This is a genomic window from Geodermatophilus sp. CPCC 206100 (genome assembly GCF_048569675.1).
Classification (GTDB): Bacteria; Actinomycetota; Actinomycetes; order Mycobacteriales; family Geodermatophilaceae; genus Geodermatophilus.
In genome coordinates this window covers 41,945-58,979 of record NZ_JAQISV010000010.1, presented here as the reverse complement: position 1 = coordinate 58,979, position 17,035 = coordinate 41,945, and the positions used below count along the sequence as shown (strand labels likewise).

Below are 17,035 nucleotides of genomic sequence, written 5' to 3'. Positions count from 1 at the left end.
GGTGGAACCGTTCCGTCCCACTCCTCCCGACGGTGACACGGGGTACCGACAGATGCGGGACGTCAGCCCGGCGTGTTCCCCGCGACCGGCTCGGGCACCGCACCGCGGACGGCGGCGACGAGCGCCGCCTCCACGCGGGCCCGCTGGTCGGCGTCGATCGGCGTGCCCGAGGGGTTGCACACGTAGAAGTGGTCGGCCGCGTCGGCGCCGAGGGTCTCGATGCGGGCCGACGTGACGTCCAGCCCCTCGGCCGCGAGCGCGGCGGTGAGCCGGTACAGCAGCCCGGCGCGGTCGCCGGCCCGGACCTCGACGATCCCGGTGGCGTCGCCGGTCACCTCGTTGTTGTGCCACGCGATGCGCGGCGGTGTCGCGCGGACGCCGTCCTGCCGGTAGTCCGCCTCGCGCTGTTGCAGCCGCTCGGCCAGGGGCAGCGTCCCCTCGAGGGCGGCCCGGACCGCGTCGGCGAGGATCGACGCCACCGGCGCCCGCCCGAACCGCGGCCGCACCGCGAACACCGCGGTGGCCCGGCCGTCGACGGTGTTCACCTTGGCCGCCCGCACGTCCAGCTGGTTGAGCGCCAGGACCCCGGCCAGCCGGCTGAACAGCCCGTGCCGGTCGGGGGCGACGAACGTCACCTGCTGGCCGTCGGCGACGTCCTCCACCCCGACCGCGACGTCGGCGCCCCCACCCGGCAGGCCGGAGCACTCGGTGCTGACCTGCGGCGCGCCCGGGTGCAGCACCGGCTCCGGCTCGCGGCTCGGCGCGCCGTCCAGCCGGCCGTGCACCCGGGCGACGAGCGCGGCGACCAGGTGGGCCTTCCACGGGGACCACGCCGAGGCGCTCGTCGCGGCGCCGTCGGCCTGCGCCAGGGCGTGCAGCAGCTGCAGCAGCTCCGGGTCGGAGCCGATGGTGGCCGCGACGCGGTCGATGGTCGCGGGGTCGTCGATGTCGCGGCGGGTGGCGGTGTCGGGCAGCAACAGGTGGTGGCGCACCATCGCGGCCAGCGTCGCGACGTCGGCCTCGGAGAACCCCATGCGGGTGGCGATCGCCGCCGCGACCGGCTCCCCGACGACGCTGTGGTCGCCCGGCCAGCCCTTGCCGATGTCGTGCAGCAGCGCCCCGACCAGGAGCAGGTCCGGCCGGTCGACGTCCCGGGTGAGCTCCGCGGCGGCCGCGGCGGCCTCGACCAGGTGCCGGTCGACGGTGAACCGGTGCCACGGGTGGCGCTGCGGCAGCGACCGGACCCGGTCCCACTCCGGCAGCAGTCGCGACAGCAGCCCCTCCTGGTCCAGCTGCTCCAGCACCGCGACGGCCGGGCGGCCGCTGGCCAGCAGCCGCAGGAACGACCAGCGGACCTCCGCGGGCCACGGCTCCGGCACCGGCGGGGAGTGCACCGCGAGCACCTTGAGCGTGTACGGCGAGAGCAGCAGGTCCGCCCGGGCCGCGGCGGCCGCGCCGCGCAGCACGAGCCCGGGGTCGGCGGCGGGGCGGGCGTCCCGGGCGAGCACGACCTCGTCGCCCTGCCGCACCACGCCCTCGGCCAGCGGTTCCCGGCGCACCCGCCGGTACCGCGCGCGCGGACGGCGGACCAGCGTCGCCTCGACCCGCCGCCACGTCTCGTCGGCGACGAACGCCAGCCGCCGCCCGGCCAGGCTCACCTCGCGCAGCAGCGCGTCCTCGTCGGCCAGCCCGAGGGCGACGGCGACCGGCCGCTGCTCCTGGCGGACCAGCACGTCGCCGGCCCGGCCGGAGCGGCGGCGCAGCTCGTCACGGACGTCGAGCAGGAACGCGTAGGCCTGCTCGGCCTCGGCGGAGAGCTCGTCGGCGAGCTGGGCGGCGGCCATCGCGCGCAGCACCTGACCCTCGCGGAGCCCGCCGTAGGCCTCCTTCAGGTCCGGCTCGAGCAGGAAGGCCAGCTCCCCCACCTGCCGGGCCCGGCCGCGCCTCAGGTCCCGCAGCTGGGGCAGCAGCCGGGACGCCGACTGCCGCCAGCTGGCCAGCGTGGCGCTGCGCAGCGCGGCGGCGGGGGCGGCGTCCCCGGCGACCAGCCGGGCGTCGAGCAGCCCCAGGCCGGCCTTGACGTCGGTGGAGGCCACGCCGACCGCCTCGGCAACGGTGCGCACCGAGTGGTCCAGGCGCAGCCCGGCGTCCCAGATCGGGTACCAGACCGCGTCCGCGAGGGCGGCGATCTCCGGCCGCCCGTCGTGCACCAGGACCAGGTCCAGGTCCCCGTGCGGCGGGAACTCGCGGCGGCCCAGGCTGCCGACCGCGACCAGGGCGACCCCCTCGGTGCCGGTGCGGGGAGGCGGTGCGCCGCGGCGCGGCCGCGGAGCCGGCGTCCCGGCCGCGGCCTCGCCCAGCAGGCCGGCCAGCCAGGCGTCGAGCACCTCGCCCCGTTGCGCCCGCGGCAGCGCGGGCAGCGACCCGGTGTCCAGCACGTCTCCCCCTCTGGTTGCTCCTGGCCGACGAGAAAGGACCTCCCTGCCCCCCACCGCTCGCAGGCTCGCGGCGGGCCCCTGCAGGGAGGCCGCCGGGGCTACAGGGCGTCGGCGCCGCGCTCGCCGGTGCGGACCCGGACGATCTCGTCGATCGTCGTCACCCAGACCTTCCCGTCGCCGATCTGCCCGGTGGAGGCCGCCTCGACGATGGCGTCCACCACGCGGGCGGCGTCGAACTCCCCGACGACGACCTCGATGCGCACCTTCGGGACGAAGTCCACCTGGTACTCCGCGCCGCGGTAGACCTCGGTGTGGCCGCGCTGGCGGCCGAAGCCCTGGACCTCGCTGACGGTGAGCCCGGCGATGCCGATGAGCTCGAGGGCGTTCTTGACGTCGTCCAGCTTGAACGGCTTGACGATGGCGGTGACGAGCTTCATGCCCGGACCCCTTCCGTGTCGCGAGTGGTGTCGGTGCGCGCCGTGCCCTGCGCCGGGTCCTGCGCCAGGGCGCGCGCCTGGCCGCTCAGTGGTGCGGTGGAACCGCTGCCGCCCAGAGAGGCGAAGTCGTACCCCGACTCGGCGTGCACGACCGTGTCGATGCCGGTGACCTCGTCCTCCTCGGTCAGGCGGAAGCCGATCGTCTTCTGGATGGCGAAGCCGATCACCAACGTGAGGACGAAGGAGAAGACCAGGACGGCGACCGCGCCGACGACCTGCCGCCACAGCTGGTCGACGCTACCGCCGAAGAGGAGGCTCTCCACACCCGCGGGGGCGTCCGGGTCGGCGACGAAGCCGATGAGGATGGTGCCGACCAGGCCACCGACCAGGTGGACGCCGACGACGTCGAGCGAGTCGTCGTAGCCGAACCGGTACTTCAGGCCCACGGCCAGGGCGCACAGGGCGCCGGCGACCGCGCCGACGATGATCGCGCCGACCGGCGACACCGCGGAACAGGCGGGGGTGATGGCGACCAGGCCGGCGACCACACCGGAGGCGGCGCCCAGCGAGGTGGAGTGCCCGTCCCGCAGCTTCTCCACCAGCAGCCAGGCGAGCGTGGCGGCCCCGGTGGCGACGAGCGTGTTGACCCAGGCGACGGCGGCGGTGTTGTTCGCCGCGACGGCGGAGCCGGCGTTGAACCCGAACCAGCCGAACCAGAGCAGGCCCGCGCCGATCATGACCAGCGGCAGGTTGTGCGGGCGCATCGCCTCCCGGCCGAAGCCGCGGCGCTTGCCGAGCACCAGCGCCAGCGCCAGGCCCGCCGCACCGGCGTTGATGTGCACCGCGGTGCCGCCGGCGAAGTCGATCGCGGCGAGGTTGTTCGCGATCCAGCCGCCGGTGTGGGTGATCACGCCGTCGTCGCCGGTGAGGGTGAAGTCGAAGACCCAGTGCGCGACCGGGAAGTAGACGATCGTCGCCCAGATGCCGGCGAAGACCATCCACGAGCCGAACTTGGCGCGGTCGGCGATGGCGCCGGAGATGAGCGCGACGGTGATGATCGCGAAGACCGCCTGGAACCCGACGAAGGCCATCGCCGGCAGGCCGCCCGCCTCGGAGGTGACGTCCTCCATCAGCCCGGCGAGGCCGAAGAACTCGGCCGGGTTGCCGAGCAGCCCCCCGCCCACGTCGTCCCCGAAGGCGACGGAGTAGCCGTAGAGGACCCACAGGACGCTGATCAGCGCCAGGGCTCCGAAGCTCATCATCATCATGTTGAGCACGCTCTTCGCGCGGACCATGCCGCCGTAGAAGAGGGCCAGGCCTGGGGTCATCAGCAGCACGAGCGCCGCGCTGGTGAGGATCCAGGCGGTGTCGCCGGTGTTGACCACGGCAACCTCCTGAGGTGGGTCGTGGGCCGGGGCGGCCGCAACGGGGTGGCGGACCGGCGCACGGGGTGCGCCGGGTGGGTTGCGCTCCGCGGCGGGTGGACCGACGGGGAGCGACGCGGCGTTCACGGTGCCGTCGTCCTGTTTCCCCTGAGCGCGCGACGCTGTTTCCGGGCGGTGAACTCCGCTCCGCGTGTCCCCGCCTCGTGTTCCAGCCGTGTTGCGCGGCCCGTGCCGGTGGCGTGCAGCACACCCGGACGGGCTTGTTGCGACTGGTGTGCACTTGCCAATCGACTGCAATAAGGTCGCCCCTGGTCGCCCGCCGGAGGCGACGTCCGCGAGGAGGCACCGTGCACGTACCCGACGGGTTCCTGGACGCCCCGACGTCCGTCGCGACCGGCGTGGTGGCCGCCGGGGCGGTGGCCGTCGCCCTCCGTGGGGCGCACCGGGAGCTCGACGAGCGCACGGCTCCCCTGGCCGGCCTGACGGCGGCCTTCGTCTTCGCGGTGCAGATGATGAACTTCCCCGTCGGCGCGGGCACCAGCGGCCACCTCATCGGGGGCGCGCTCACCGCCGTCCTGGTCGGGCCGTGGACGGCGGTCCTCTGCATGACCGTGGTCCTGCTGGTCCAGGCCGTCCTGTTCGCCGACGGCGGGCTCACCGCCCTCGGCACGAACGTGACGCTCATGGCCGTGGTCGCGGTCGCCGTCGGGTACGGCGCCTACCGGCTGCTGTCGGCGGTCCTCCCCCGCACCCGGACCGGGGTCCTGGCGGCCGCCGGCGTCGGCGCCTTCCTCTCGGTCCCCGCGGCCGCGCTCGCGTTCGTCGGCCTGTTCGCCGTCGGCGGCGTCGCCGACGTCCCGATCGGCACCGTCGCCGCCACGATGGGCGGGGTCCACCTGCTCATCGGCATCGGCGAGGCCCTGATCACCGTCGCCGTCCTCGCCGCCGTCCTCGCCGTGCGGCCCGACCTCGTCTGGGGCGCGCGCTCCCTCCGCGCCGCGACGCCCCTGGCCCCGCGTCCCACCACGCCTGCTGGAGGTCCCCGATGACCAGGTCCCGGCGCACGACCGGCCTCCTCCTCGTCGGCCTGCTGGCCGCGCTGCTGGTGGCCGGGGTGGGCAGCTACTACGCGAGCTCGCACCCCGACGGCCTGGAGTGGTCGGCCGAGCAGGAGGGCTTCCTCGACACGGCCCGCGACAGCGCCGCGGCCGACTCTCCGCTGGCCGACTACGCCGTGGCCGGGGTCGACGACGGCCGGCTGTCCGGCGGGCTGGCCGGGGTCATCGGCGTCGCCGTCACCCTGGTCGTGGCCGGCGGGCTGACCCTGCTGGTGCGCCGGCGCAGCGCCGACCCCGCGGACGCGACCCGCTGACGTGGGTGCCGGGCACGGCGGCGCGCTGGGCGCCGCCTACGTCGCCGGGGCGAGCTCGGTGCACCGGCTGGAGCCGCACCTGAAGCTGGTCGCGGTCCTCGGCTTCGCGGTCGTGGTGGTGGCGACGCCGGTGCACGCCGCGTGGGCGTGGGGCGCCTACGCCGGCTACCTGGCCCTGGTGCTCGGCACGGCGGCCGTCGCCGGACTGCGGCCGGGACGCCTGGTCCGGGGCCTCGCCGTGGAGACCCCCTTCGTGCTGTTCGCGCTGCTCCTACCGGTGGTCGCCCAGGGGCCGCGGGTGGAGGTCGGCGGGCTGTCCCTGTCGCAGAGCGGGCTGGTGGCGGCCGGCGGGCTGCTGGCCAAGGCGACGTTGTCGGTGCTGGCCGCCACCGTCCTCGCGGCCACCACCGAGCCGCGGGCGCTGCTGCGCGGCCTGGAGCGGCTGCGGCTGCCGCCGGTGCTGGTGCAGATCCTCTTCTTCATGGTCCGCTACGCCGACGTGGTCGGCGGCGAGCTGCGCCGGATGCGCGTGGCCCGGGAGTCGCGCGGGTTCCGCGGCCGCCACCTCGGCGCGCTGCGAGTGCTCGGCCCGGCCGCCGGGTCGCTGTTCATCCGGTCCTACGAGCGCGGCGAGCGGGTGCACCTGGCGATGCTGTCGCGCGGCTACACCGGCCGGCTGCCCACCGGCCCGGCGGCCGCCGTGCCCGCCTCCGCCTGGCTGACCGCGCTCGTCCTGCCGCTGGCCGCAGGCGCCGTCCTGGCGTCTGGTCTGCTTCTCGGGTGACCGCACCACCCCCGTCCCTGGTCGTCGACGACCTCGCCTTCGCCTACCCCGACGGGCACCAGGCGCTGTTCGGGGTGGACCTGCGGATCGAGCAGGGCGAGCGGGTGGCGCTGCTCGGCCCCAACGGCGCCGGCAAGACGACGCTCGTGCTGCACCTCAACGGCATCCTGCGCGCCGGCCGGGGCACCGTCACCGTGGCGGGGCTGCCCGTGGACCGCGCGCACCTGCAGGAGGTGCGGCGCCGGGTCGGCGTGGTCTTCCAGGACCCCGACGACCAGCTGTTCATGCCGACCGTCGGGGAGGACGTCGCCTTCGGGCCGCGCAACCTGGGCCTGCCCGAGGCCGAGGTCGCCGCCCGGGTCGCCGCCGCGCTGGAGCAGGTGGGGATGACCGGGGTGGCCGACCGTCCGCCGCACCACCTGTCCTTCGGCCAGCGCCGCCGGGTCGCCGTCGCCACCGTGCTGTCGATGCACCCGGAGATCCTGGTGCTCGACGAGCCGTCGTCGAACCTGGACCCGGCCGGGCGGCGGGAGCTGGCCGAGGTCCTGGAGGCGCTGCCGGTGACCGTGCTGATGGTGACCCACGACCTGCCCTACGCCCTGCAGCTGTGCCGGCGGTCGGTGGTGCTCGACGGCGGCGTGGTGGTGGCCGACGGGCCGACCCGCGAGCTGCTGGCCGACACCGGGCTGCTGGCCCGGCACCGGCTGGAGCTGCCCTACGGCTTCGACCCGACGACCGTGCCCTGAGGCCCGGGCGCTCCCTCAGCCGACGACCGCACTGGTCGGCTTCCGCCCCCGGTCCGCTCCTCGCTCGCTGGTGCTCGCTGCGATGCTCCCGACGGCGTCAGCCGACGAGCGCCTCGGCGAAGGCCTGCGGCTCGAACGGCGCGAGGTCGTCGGCGCCCTCGCCCAGCCCCACCAGCTTCACCGGGATGCCCAGCTCGCGCTGCACCGAGACGACGATGCCCCCCTTGGCGGTGCCGTCGAGCTTGGTGAGGACGACGCCGGTGACGGTGACGGCGTCGGTGAACACGCGGGCCTGCACCACGCCGTTCTGACCGGTCGTCGCGTCCAGGACCAGCAGCACCTCGGTCACCGGCGACTGCTTCTCCACGACCCGCTTGATCTTGCCCAGCTCGTCCATCAGGCCGCCCTTGGTGTGCAGGCGGCCGGCGGTGTCGACGACCACCGTGTCCACCTCGGCCTCCACCCCGATGCGCACCGCCTCGAAGGCGACCGACGCCGGATCGGCCCCCTCGCGGCCGCGCACGGTCAGGACGCCGACCCGCTCGCCCCAGGTCTCCAGCTGGTCGGCGGCCGCGGCGCGGAACGTGTCGGCCGCGCCGAGGACGACGCTCTTGCCGTCCCCCACCAGGACGCGGGCGATCTTCCCCACGGTCGTGGTCTTGCCCGCGCCGTTGACGCCGACGACGAGGACGACGCCCGGGCGGCCGTCACGCCGGTCGACGCCGAGGGTGCGGTCCAGGTCCGGCCCGAGGACGGCGGACAGCTCCCGCACCAGGAGCGCGCGCAGGTCGCTGCCCGACGCGGTGGCCAGCACCATCGACTGGGTGCGCAGCCGCTCGACGATCTGCGTGGTGGCGGCGACCCCGACGTCGGCGGCCAGCAGGGTCTCCTCGACCTCCTCCCAGTCGTCCTCGGTCAGCCGCTCCCGAGCGAGCACGGTGAGCAGCCCGCGGCCCAGCGAGGACTGCGAGCGGGCCAACCGGGACCGCAGCCGCACCAGCCGGCCGGCCGACGGCGGCGGGGTCTCGAAGAGCAGCCCGGGCTCGGGTTCGGCCGGCGGCAGCTCCGTCGGCGGGGCGGGCGGCTCTGCGGTCTCCGGCGGCAGGCCGAGGCCGGACGCGGTCGACCCCGACGGCGGCGACTCCTCGGTCGGCGCCGGTGCCGGCGGGCGCGGACGGGTCAGGGTCGTGCCGGCGGTGGCGTCGTCGTCCAGGCGGGTGGTGCGACGACCACGGCCGACCAGCAGGCTGATCCCCGTGACCAGGGCGACGACGAGGATCGCGACCGCGATCAGCACGAACTCCATGGCCCCCAGTCTCCCAGGCGACGCACAGCGGGGACTGGGCGGAACCCAGGTCCGTGAGCGACGCTGAGCGGCATGCCCCTGCCCGGCCGGGACTCCCCGGTGCTCCTGCTCGGTCCGCTGCTCCGCCACGTCGACCCCGTGTCGGCCACGGTGTGGGTGGAGACCGACCGGCCCTGCGAGGTCGCGGTGCTCGACCGCCGCGCCCGCACCTTCGCCGTCGGCGGGCACCACTTCGCCCTGGTCGTCGTCGAGGGGCTGGAGCCGGGGAGCGCGACCCCGTACGACGTCCGCCTGGACGGCGAGCGGGTCTGGCCGGACGCCGCCTCCCCCTTCCCACCCAGCCGCATCCGCACGCCGGGGCGCCCTGGGCCCTTCCGGATCGCCTTCGGCTCCTGCCGGTACGCCACCCCGAGCACCGTCGACCTCGCCGAGGGCATCCCGCCCGACGCGCTGGACACCTACGCCGTGCGGCTGGCCGAGCAGTCCGAGGACAGCTGGCCGGACGCCCTGGTGCTGCTCGGCGACCAGGTCTACGCCGACGAGCTGACGACGCCCACCCGCCAGTGGCTCGAGCTGCGCCGGCGCGAGCGCGCGCCGGAGGACACCCAGGTCGCGGACTTCGAGGAGTACACCCGGCTCTACGCCGAGTCGTGGAGCGATCCGCACGTGCGCTGGCTGCTGTCGACGATCCCGTCCTCGATGATCTTCGACGACCACGAGATGATCGACGACTGGAACACGTCGGCCGCCTGGCGCCGCGAGGTCACCGGCCAGCAGTGGTGGCGCGACCGGATCGCGGGCGGCCTGGTCAGCTACTGGGTCTACCAGCACCTGGGCAACCTGAGCCCGCGCGAGCTGGCCGAGAACCGGACGTGGCAGGCGGTGCAGGAGTCCCCGGGGGACGCCGAGCCGGTGCTGCGGGCGATGGCCGAGGCCGCCGACGCCGACCCCCGCACCGTCCGCTGGAGCTACGTGCGGCACTGGGGTGACGCGCGGATGGTCATGGTCGACAGCCGGGCCGGGCGGGTGCTGGACGAGCAGGCGCGGCGGATGGTCGACGACGCGGAGTTCGCCTGGGTCGAGGCGGCGGTGCGCCAGGCGGCCGACGAGGGCGTCGAGCACGTCGTCCTCGGCACGTCGCTGCCGTGGCTGCTGCCGCACGCCATCCACGACATCGAGCGGTGGAGCGAGACGCTCAACGGCCGGCACCTGGGCCGGCCGCTGGGGTGGGTGTCGGAGAAGCTGCGGCAGGCCGCCGACCTCGAGCACTGGGCGGCGTTCGGCGACTCCTTCGAGCGCCTGGGCCGGCTGCTCGTGGCGCTGGCCCGCGGCGACCACGGCCGCCCGCCGGCGACCGCGCTGGTGCTCTCCGGCGACGTCCACCACGCCTACGCGGCTGAGCTCGTGCAACCCGAGCAGCTCACCACGCGGGTGCACCAGCTCACCGTGTCCCCGCTGCACAACCAGGCACCGCACCCGATCAAGGTCGGCTTCCGGATCGGGTGGAGCCGCTGGGCGCGGCGGCTCATGTCGGGCATGGCGCGGCTGGCCCGGGTCCGCCCCACCGAGCTCGAGTGGGAGAAGGCCGCCGGCCCGTACTTCGGCAACCAGCTCGGGGAGCTGGTCCTCGACGGCCGCGAGGCGCGCTTCCTCCTGTACGTGAGCGAGCGCGACCGCTCCGGGCGCGAGCAGCTGCGCGGGGTCCTGGACCTGCCGCTGTCCTCCCCCGTCGCCGCGGAGGTGACAGGCTGAGGCCGTGACGCGACCCGCCCCCGGCCCCGGCCAGCCGCCGATCCCCGTCCGCCTGATCACGTTCAACACCCACCACGGCGTCGGGGACGACGGCCGGCACGACCTGCCGCGGCTGGCCAAGGTGCTGGCCGCGGCGGACGCCGACGTCATCTGCCTGCAGGAGGTCGACCGGTACTTCGGCGGGCGCAGCGAGGACGTCGACCAGGCGCTGCTGCTCTCGCGGGCCCTGGACATGCAGCTGGCGTGGGGGCCGGCCATCGACGAGGAGCGGCCGGACACCGACCGGCGCCGCCAGTACGGCAACGCGCTGCTGTCGCGGCTGCCGATCCTGGTCAGCGACGTCCACCCGCTGCCGGGGAGCGGCGAGCCGCGCAGCGCCCTGCGCACGATGCTGGAGCTCGACGGGGGCACGCTGTGGGTGACGACGACGCACCTGAGCACCCGCCCGGTGGAGGACCGCACCGCCCAGATCGCGGCGCTGGCGGAGCTGCACACCGACCCGATGGCGACCGGCGTCCTCGTGGGTGACCTGAACGCCGACCCGGACGCGGGCGAGCTCGACCTGCTCCGGGAGCGGTTCACCGACGCGTGGGAGGTGGCCCCCGGGCGCGAGGACCGGTCCGGCTGGCGGTTCTGGCAGCGCGAGGAGGGGCTCACCCACCCGGCGCGGCACCCGCACCGCCGGATCGACCAGGTGTGGGTGACGGCGGGGGTGGGCGTGACCGGAGCGCACGTCCTCGACGGCGCCGGCGCCTCCGACCACCTCCCGCTGGTGGTCGACCTCGAGGTCGCCTCCGGCGTGTGAACGGGTACAGGAGGCTCTCCCCGCGTCCTCGGCGCCCCGACGCGGGTATGGCCTCCTGTGCCTGGGCCGCTAGGCGGGCTCGGCCTCGCGGAGGCGCTGGCTGATGACCCCGGTGATCCCGTCGCCGCGCATGCTCACGCCGTAGAGGGCGTCGGCGATCTCCATCGTCCGCTTCTGGTGCGTGATGACGATGAGCTGCGAGGTCGAGCGCAGCTGCTCCACGAGGGTCAGCAGCCGGCCGAGGTTGACGTCGTCGAGGGCGGCCTCGACCTCGTCGAGCACGTAGAACGGCGAGGGCCGGGCGCGGAAGATCGCCACCAGCATGGCGACGGCGGTCAGCGAGCGCTCCCCGCCCGACAGCAGCGACAGCCGCTTCACCTTCTTGCCCGGCGGCCGCGCCTCCACCTCGACCCCCGTGGTCAGCATGTCCTCGGGATCGGTGAGGTACAGCCGGCCCGAGCCGCCGGGGAAGAGGGTCGCGAAGACCTGCTCGAACTCCCGCTGCACGTCGGCGAACGCCGAGGCGAAGACGTCGTGGATGCGCTCGTCGACCTCGCGGACGACGGTCAGCAGGTCGCGGCGGGTGGCCTTGAGGTCCTCCAGCTGGGTGGCGAGGAACCCGTGCCGCTCCTCCAGCGCGGCGAACTCCTCCAGCGCCAGTGGGTTGACCTTGCCCAGCGTGGCGAGGTCGCGCTCGGCCTGCGCGGCCCGGCGCTCCTGCGCGGCGCGGTCGTAGGGCACCGGCTCCGGCTCGGGCTCGCCCGCCGCCTCGGCGGCCGCGACCTGGGCGGGGGTGGGCGGCACCGGCGCACCCGGGCCGTACTCGGCCAGCAGGGTCGGCAGGTCGACGCCGTACTCCTCGGCGGCACGCGCCTCGAGCGCCTCGATGCGGTATCGCTGCTCGGCGCGGGCGACCTCGTCGCGGTGCACCTCGTCGGTCAGCCGCTCCTGCTCGGCGGTGGCGGCCCGCACCGCGGCCCGGACCTCGAGCAGCTCGGCCTCGCGGGCGCTGCGTACCCGCGTCAGCTCGTCCCGCTCGGCGGCGGCGCGGGTCAGCGACCCGGCCAGCGCGGTGAGCGCCGCGTCGGCGCCGGCCCGCACCCGCGCCGCGACCCGTGCGCCGCGCTCGCGGGCCAGCCGGGCGGCGGCCGCCTGTTCCCGTGCCGCGCGCTCCTGGCGGGCCTGTCGGCGGAGCGACTCGGCCCGCCCGGCGAGGGCGCGGGCCCGCTCCTCGGCGGTGCGGACGGCCAGCCGCGCCTCGGTCTCCCCCTGGCGGGCGGCGGCGGTCTCCAGCCGCAGCCGGTCGCGCTCGGCGGGGTCGGGCTCCTCCTCGACCGGCGCGGCCTCGGCCTCGGCCAGCCGCTCCTCCAGTCCGGCGAGGGCCGTCTGCGCCTGCTCCAGCGCCTGCTCGGCACGCACCCGGGCGGCCGCGGACCGCTCGGCCTCGGCCGCGGCGGACCGGGCGGCGGCGCCCAGCTCGGCCAGCTGCGCGGCGACCGCGGAGCGGCTGCGGTCGGCGGCCTGGCGCGCGGCCAGCGCCGCGTCGACGTCGGCCGACCGGGCGCGGGCGGTCTCGCGCGCGGCGGTCAGCCGGTCGGCGAGTTCGGCGGCCCGCGTGACGGCGCCGGTCAACTCCCGCTCCGCCTCGTCCACCCGGGCCCGCACCTCCAGGCCCGACGGCGCGTCCGCGGAGCCGCCGACGGCCCAGTCGGCCCCGACGAGGTCCCCGTCGGTGGTGACCGCACGGACCCGCGGGTGGGTGCCGACCAGCGCCACGGCGGCGTCCAGGTCGGGGACGACGGCGACCCGGTCGAGCGCGCGGGCCAGCGCCGGGCCCAGCTCGCCGGGGGCGGTGACCAGGTCCAGCGCCCAGGAGACGCCGCCCGGCAGCTCCGGCCAGCCGTCCCGCGGGAGGGCCGGCAGCCCAGCGGTCACCAGCAGCCCGGCCCGGCCGGCCGAGCCCTCGCGCAGGCTGCGCAGGGCCGCGGCCGCCTCCGCCACCCCGGACACGACGACGGCGTCGGCCATGCCGCCGAGGACGGCGGCCACGGCGAGCTCGGCCCCGGGCGCGACGGCGATCCGCTCGGCCACCGGCCCCAGCACGCCGGGCAGGCCGGCACCGAGCACCGCGGCGGCGCCGTCGGCGGGCGCCAGGCCGAGCGCGAGGGCGTCGCGGCGGGCCTGCCAGGAGGCGCGGTCGCGCTCGGCGGCACGCTCGGCCGCGGTCAGCTCGGTCACCGCCCGCGCCGCCTCGGTGTGCGCGGCGACGGCGTCCTGGTGCGCGGTGACCAGGGAGACGTCGGCGTCCTCGGCGTCGGCGACCTCCGCGCGGCGCGCGGCCAGCCGCTCGGCGGCGACCTCGGCGCGGTCCGTCGCCTCGCCGGCGGCCAGCGCGAGCCGCTCGATCTCCGCCTCGCCGGCCCCGACGCGGGAGCGCGCAGCGGCGACCTGGCCGGAGAGCCGGGCGAGGCCCTCCCGGCGGTCGGCGAGCGCCCGCGCGGCGGCCACCCAGGCCCGCTCGGCGGCGGCGAGGGCGGCCTCCAGCTCGGTGCGGGCGGTGACGGCGGCGGCCAGCCGGCCCCGCTCCGCCTCGAGCCCGGCGGCGAGCTCGGCCTCGGTGGCGGCGATGCGGTCCGCCTCGGCCTCCAGCTGGTCGGGGTCCCGGCCGGCGGCGGTCGCGGTGGGGGCGACCGACAGGTGCCGGTGCCGCTCGGCGGCCAGCTGCGCGATGCCGCGGAACCGCTCGGTCAGCGCCGACAGCCGGTACCAGGTGTCCTGTGCGGTGCCGAGCAGCGGCGCGGAGGCGGCGAGCTGGGCCTCGAGCCCGGACTCACGCCGCGCGGCCTCGCCGAGCTGGGCCTCGACGACCGCACGGCGGCGGCGGGCGGCGGCCTCGTCGGCGACGTCCCGGTCCAGCGCGTCGCGCAGCCGCACGAGGTCGTCGGCGAGCAGCCGCAGCCGGGCGTCGCGCAGGTCGGCCTGGACGCCGGCGGCCCGGCGGGCCACCTCGGCCTGCCGGCCCAGCGGCTTGAGCTGGCGGCGCAACTCGGCGGTGAGGTCCGCGAGCCGGTCGAGGTTGGCCTGCATCGCCTCGAGCTTGCGGAGCGCCTTCTCCTTGCGCTTGCGGTGCTTGAGGACGCCGGCGGCCTCCTCGACGAAGGCCCGCCGGTCCTCGGGGCGCCCGGACAGGACGGCGTCGAGCTGCCCCTGGCCGACGATGACGTGCATCTCGCGGCCGATGCCGGAGTCGCTGAGCAGCTCCTGGACGTCGAGCAGCCGGACCTTGTCGCCGTTGATCTCGTACTCGCTCTCCCCGGAGCGGTACATGCGGCGGGTGATCGACACCTCGGTGTAGTCGATCGGCAGGGCGCCGTCGGCGTTGTCGATGGTGAGGGTGACCTCGGCGCGACCCAGGGCCGCGCGGCCGGCGGTGCCGGCGAAGATGACGTCCTCCATCTTGCCGCCGCGCAGGCTCTTCGCGCCCTGCTCGCCCAGGACCCAGGCGATGGCGTCGACGACGTTGGACTTGCCCGAGCCGTTGGGGCCGACGACGGCGGTGATCCCCGGCTCGAGGCGCAGGGTCGTCGCAGACGCGAAGGACTTGAAGCCCTTCAGCGTCAGGCTCGACAGGTGCATGGAGACGGCCCCCTGCAGGGCCCCGCCGCGAGCGTGCGAGTGGCGGGGGGCAGGGGGTCCTCGATCAGGCGAGCGCCGGCTCGGCGTTCTCGCCGGCCATGCTGAGCAGCTCGTGGGCGATGGCCGCGTCGCGCTGCGCGCGCAGCTCCTGCAGTTCCTGCTCCAGCCGGCGCACCTTGGCCCGCAGAACCGCGTTCTCCTCGGCTACTCGGAGCTCCGCGGGGGCGACGACGTGACCGAACAGGGCCTTGGCCATGGTGACAACGGCCTTTCGCTGCGTTGAGGAGGTGACCTGCGCCCCGTACGACGGTCGGCGCGGTCTGGGTGTTCCCAGGGTGACAGGCCTGGACACGCAGGTCAACGGCCACACTGCAGACCTGCCGTGTCGGGCGTGTGTCACCTTCGTCACGCCGTGGTGAAGCCGCGTCCCCCGCGTTCTGGCTCGTCGCGCACGTCGACGCGCTGCACGGCTCCCGGCGCGGCCGGGCCGTCCAGGTCGGCCAGGACGCCGGCGACCGCGTCGTCGGGCCCCTCGAGGACCACCTCGACGCGACCGTCGGGCAGGTTGGTCGCCGAGCCGGCCAGGCGTGCGGCCTCCGCCCGCCCGCGGACGAACCAGCGGTAGCCGACCCCCTGGACGGCGCCGGACACGAGGGCGACCACCCGTCGCGTCACGACCGGCGGGCTCTCGTCACGAGCGCCGCGCTCTCGGCCGCGGCTGGCAGCGCGGGCAGCTGTAGCTGGAGCGGTTCATGAAGGACTCGCGCACGATCGGCGTCCCGCAGCGCGGGCAGGGCCGGTCGGCCTGGCCGTAGACGGCGAGGAACCGGGAGAAGTAGCCGCTCTGGCCGTTGACGTCGACGTAGAGGGAGTCGAAGGAGGTCCCGCCCTGCGCGAGCGCCTCCCCGAGCACGTCGCGGACGCCGTCGAGCAGGTCGGCCACCTGCGCGCGGGTCAGCCGGTCGGTGGGCCGGGTGCCGTGCAGCCGGGCCCGCCACAGCGCCTCGTCGGCGTAGATGTTGCCGACCCCGCCGATCAGCGTCTGGTCCAGCAGCGCGCGCTTGACCTCGGTGCGCCGGCGGCGCAGCGCCGCGGTGAACGCGTCAGCGTCGAAGGAGTCCTCGAGGGGGTCGATGGCGATGTGCGCCAGGCGTGGCGGCAGCCCCCCGTCCTGGGCGGCCGGCTCCACGGCCAGCCCGCCGAACGTGCGCTGGTCGACGAACCGCAGCTCGCGGCCGCCGTCGGTGAAGGTGAACCGGGCGCGCAGGTGCGTCTCGTCCGGCGCCGACGGCTTCTCGACCAGCAGCTGCCCGCTCATGCCGAGGTGCGCGACGAGCGCCCGGCCGGTGGGCGTGCCGTCGGTCTCGGTGAGCGGCAGCCACAGGTACTTGCCGCGTCGCCGCGCGTCGGCGACCGTCCGGCCGGTCAGCTCGTGCACGAAGTGCTCGGTGCCCTCGAGGTGCCGGCGGACGGCGCGGGGGTGGTGCACGTCCACGGTGGCGACGGTGCGGCCGGCGACCCACTGCGCGAGGCCGCGCCGGACCACCTCGACCTCGGGCAGCTCGGGCACGGCCGGTCAGCTCCCGGCGGGCGCGGGCTCGGGCGCCGACAGCGCGTGCCAGGCGGCCTCGGCGGCCTCCTGCTCGGCGGCCTTCTTGGTGCGTCCGGTGCCGCGTCCGCGGACCTCGTCGCCGAGGACGACCGCGGCGGTGAAGGTCTTGGCGTGGTCGGGGCCGTCGTCCTCCACCACGTAGTTCGGTGCGCCCAGCCCCCTCGCGGCACCCAGCTCCTGCAGGCTGGTCTTCCAGTCCAGGCCCGCGCCCCGGGTGGCCGCCTGGTCGAGCAGGGGGTCGAACAGCCGGTGGACGATCGCGCCGGCGGCGTCGAGGCCGAGCCCGACGTGCACCGCGCCGATCAGCGCCTCGAGTGCGTCGGCGAGGATCGAGTCCTTCTCCCGGCCGCCGGTGGTCTCCTCGCCGCGCCCCAGGAGCAGGTGCGCGCCGAGCCCGCCGGCGCCCAGACGGCGGGCCACGCCGGCCAGTGAGGTCATGTTGACCACGGAGGCGCGCAGCTTGGCCAGCCGCCCCTCCGGCAGGTCGGGGTGGCGCCGGTACAGCTCGTCGGTGACCACCAGGCCGAGCACCGAGTCGCCGAGGAACTCCAGGCGCTCGTTGGTCGGCAGCCCCCCGTTCTCGTAGGCGAAGGACCGGTGGGTCAGCGCCAACGCCAGCAGGCCGCCGGGCAGCTCGACGCCGAGGGCGTCGGAGAGCCAGGCGGCCGCGCGGTCGGCGTGGGCCGCGCCGGCCGGGGAACGCCGGGGCGGCCCGCCCGGAGTGGGCGGGGTCCCGGCCGGCGGCGTCCCCACGGCGGGTTC

The 17,035-nt window shown here is 76.2% G+C and carries 15 protein-coding genes; 6 read left to right on the top strand and 9 right to left on the bottom strand.

Annotated elements, in window-relative coordinates:
* Positions 1 to 62 precede the first annotated feature (62 nt).
* From PGN05_RS05660 to PGN05_RS05650, 3 genes are all read right to left on the bottom strand, one after another.
* Positions 63 to 2,438, bottom strand: coding sequence for a [protein-PII] uridylyltransferase (locus tag PGN05_RS05660; RefSeq protein WP_419751552.1), 2,376 nt, complete (start codon positions 2,436 to 2,438; stop codon positions 63 to 65).
* 98 nt (positions 2,439 to 2,536) lie between these two features.
* On the bottom strand, positions 2,537 to 2,875 hold the full coding sequence (locus PGN05_RS05655) for a P-II family nitrogen regulator (RefSeq protein ID WP_419751551.1): 339 nt from the start codon (positions 2,873 to 2,875) through the stop codon (positions 2,537 to 2,539).
* On the bottom strand, positions 2,872 to 4,260 hold the full coding sequence (locus PGN05_RS05650; RefSeq protein ID WP_419751550.1) for an ammonium transporter: 1,389 nt from the start codon (positions 4,258 to 4,260) through the stop codon (positions 2,872 to 2,874). The genes PGN05_RS05655 and PGN05_RS05650 overlap by 4 nt, the downstream gene beginning before the upstream one ends.
* 347 nt (positions 4,261 to 4,607) lie before the next feature.
* Here PGN05_RS05650 and PGN05_RS05645 point away from each other — a divergent pair, with 347 nt between their 5' ends.
* Genes PGN05_RS05645 through PGN05_RS05630 form a run of 4 tightly spaced genes read left to right on the top strand, consistent with a single transcriptional unit; the run spans position 4,608 to position 7,162 of the window.
* The gene (locus tag PGN05_RS05645) at positions 4,608 to 5,309 is read left to right on the top strand and encodes an energy-coupling factor ABC transporter permease (RefSeq protein WP_419751549.1); all 702 of its coding nucleotides are present in this window, start codon (positions 4,608 to 4,610) and stop codon (positions 5,307 to 5,309) included.
* Entirely contained in the window at positions 5,306 to 5,632 is a 327-nt protein-coding gene (locus PGN05_RS05640; protein ID WP_419751548.1) for a PDGLE domain-containing protein, read from the top strand. The genes PGN05_RS05645 and PGN05_RS05640 overlap by 4 nt, the downstream gene beginning before the upstream one ends.
* Position 5,633: 1 nt before the next feature.
* Positions 5,634 to 6,416: a cobalt ECF transporter T component CbiQ gene (gene cbiQ, locus PGN05_RS05635; RefSeq protein ID WP_419751547.1), complete on the top strand. Its 783-nt coding sequence runs from the start codon at positions 5,634 to 5,636 to the stop codon at positions 6,414 to 6,416.
* A complete protein-coding gene (locus PGN05_RS05630) occupies positions 6,413 to 7,162 on the top strand; it encodes an energy-coupling factor ABC transporter ATP-binding protein (RefSeq protein ID WP_419751546.1) in 750 nt (249 codons plus the stop codon). The genes cbiQ and PGN05_RS05630 overlap by 4 nt, the downstream gene beginning before the upstream one ends.
* A 97-nt stretch (positions 7,163 to 7,259) precedes the next feature.
* On the opposite strand, the gene ftsY is transcribed toward PGN05_RS05630, so the two are convergent.
* Positions 7,260 to 8,468: a signal recognition particle-docking protein FtsY gene (gene ftsY / locus PGN05_RS05625; RefSeq protein WP_419751545.1), complete on the bottom strand. Its 1,209-nt coding sequence runs from the start codon at positions 8,466 to 8,468 to the stop codon at positions 7,260 to 7,262.
* Positions 8,469 to 8,540: 72 nt separating this feature from the next.
* Here ftsY and PGN05_RS05620 point away from each other — a divergent pair, with 72 nt between their 5' ends.
* The gene (locus tag PGN05_RS05620) at positions 8,541 to 10,220 is read left to right on the top strand and encodes an alkaline phosphatase D family protein (RefSeq protein ID WP_419751544.1); all 1,680 of its coding nucleotides are present in this window, start codon (positions 8,541 to 8,543) and stop codon (positions 10,218 to 10,220) included.
* A 4-nt stretch (positions 10,221 to 10,224) separates the two neighbouring features.
* Entirely contained in the window at positions 10,225 to 11,025 is an 801-nt protein-coding gene (locus PGN05_RS05615; RefSeq protein ID WP_419751543.1) for an endonuclease/exonuclease/phosphatase family protein, read from the top strand.
* Positions 11,026 to 11,094: 69 nt separating this feature from the next.
* Here PGN05_RS05615 and smc read toward each other — a convergent pair whose 3' ends face one another.
* The 5 genes from smc to rnc form a co-directional block, all read right to left on the bottom strand.
* Positions 11,095 to 14,661 (bottom strand): chromosome segregation protein SMC, encoded by a 3,567-nt coding sequence (smc, locus tag PGN05_RS05610; RefSeq protein ID WP_419751542.1) that lies wholly within the window; start codon positions 14,659 to 14,661, stop codon positions 11,095 to 11,097.
* 64 nt (positions 14,662 to 14,725) lie between these two features.
* Positions 14,726 to 14,917: a hypothetical protein gene (locus PGN05_RS05605; RefSeq protein ID WP_419751541.1), complete on the bottom strand. Its 192-nt coding sequence runs from the start codon at positions 14,915 to 14,917 to the stop codon at positions 14,726 to 14,728.
* Between the two features lie 149 nt (positions 14,918 to 15,066).
* Positions 15,067 to 15,336 carry an acylphosphatase gene (locus tag PGN05_RS05600; RefSeq protein WP_419751540.1) on the bottom strand — a complete coding sequence of 90 codons (270 nt, stop codon included), beginning with the start codon at positions 15,334 to 15,336 and terminating at the stop codon, positions 15,067 to 15,069.
* A 16-nt stretch (positions 15,337 to 15,352) separates the two neighbouring features.
* Complete coding sequence (mutM, locus tag PGN05_RS05595) at positions 15,353 to 16,231, bottom strand: bifunctional DNA-formamidopyrimidine glycosylase/DNA-(apurinic or apyrimidinic site) lyase (protein WP_419751539.1); 879 nt, start codon at positions 16,229 to 16,231, stop codon at positions 15,353 to 15,355.
* Between the two features lie 6 nt (positions 16,232 to 16,237).
* Positions 16,238 to 17,026, bottom strand: a complete 789-nt coding sequence (gene rnc, locus PGN05_RS05590) for a ribonuclease III (RefSeq protein ID WP_419751538.1) — start codon at positions 17,024 to 17,026, stop codon at positions 16,238 to 16,240.
* Positions 17,027 to 17,035: the final 9 nt, after the last annotated feature.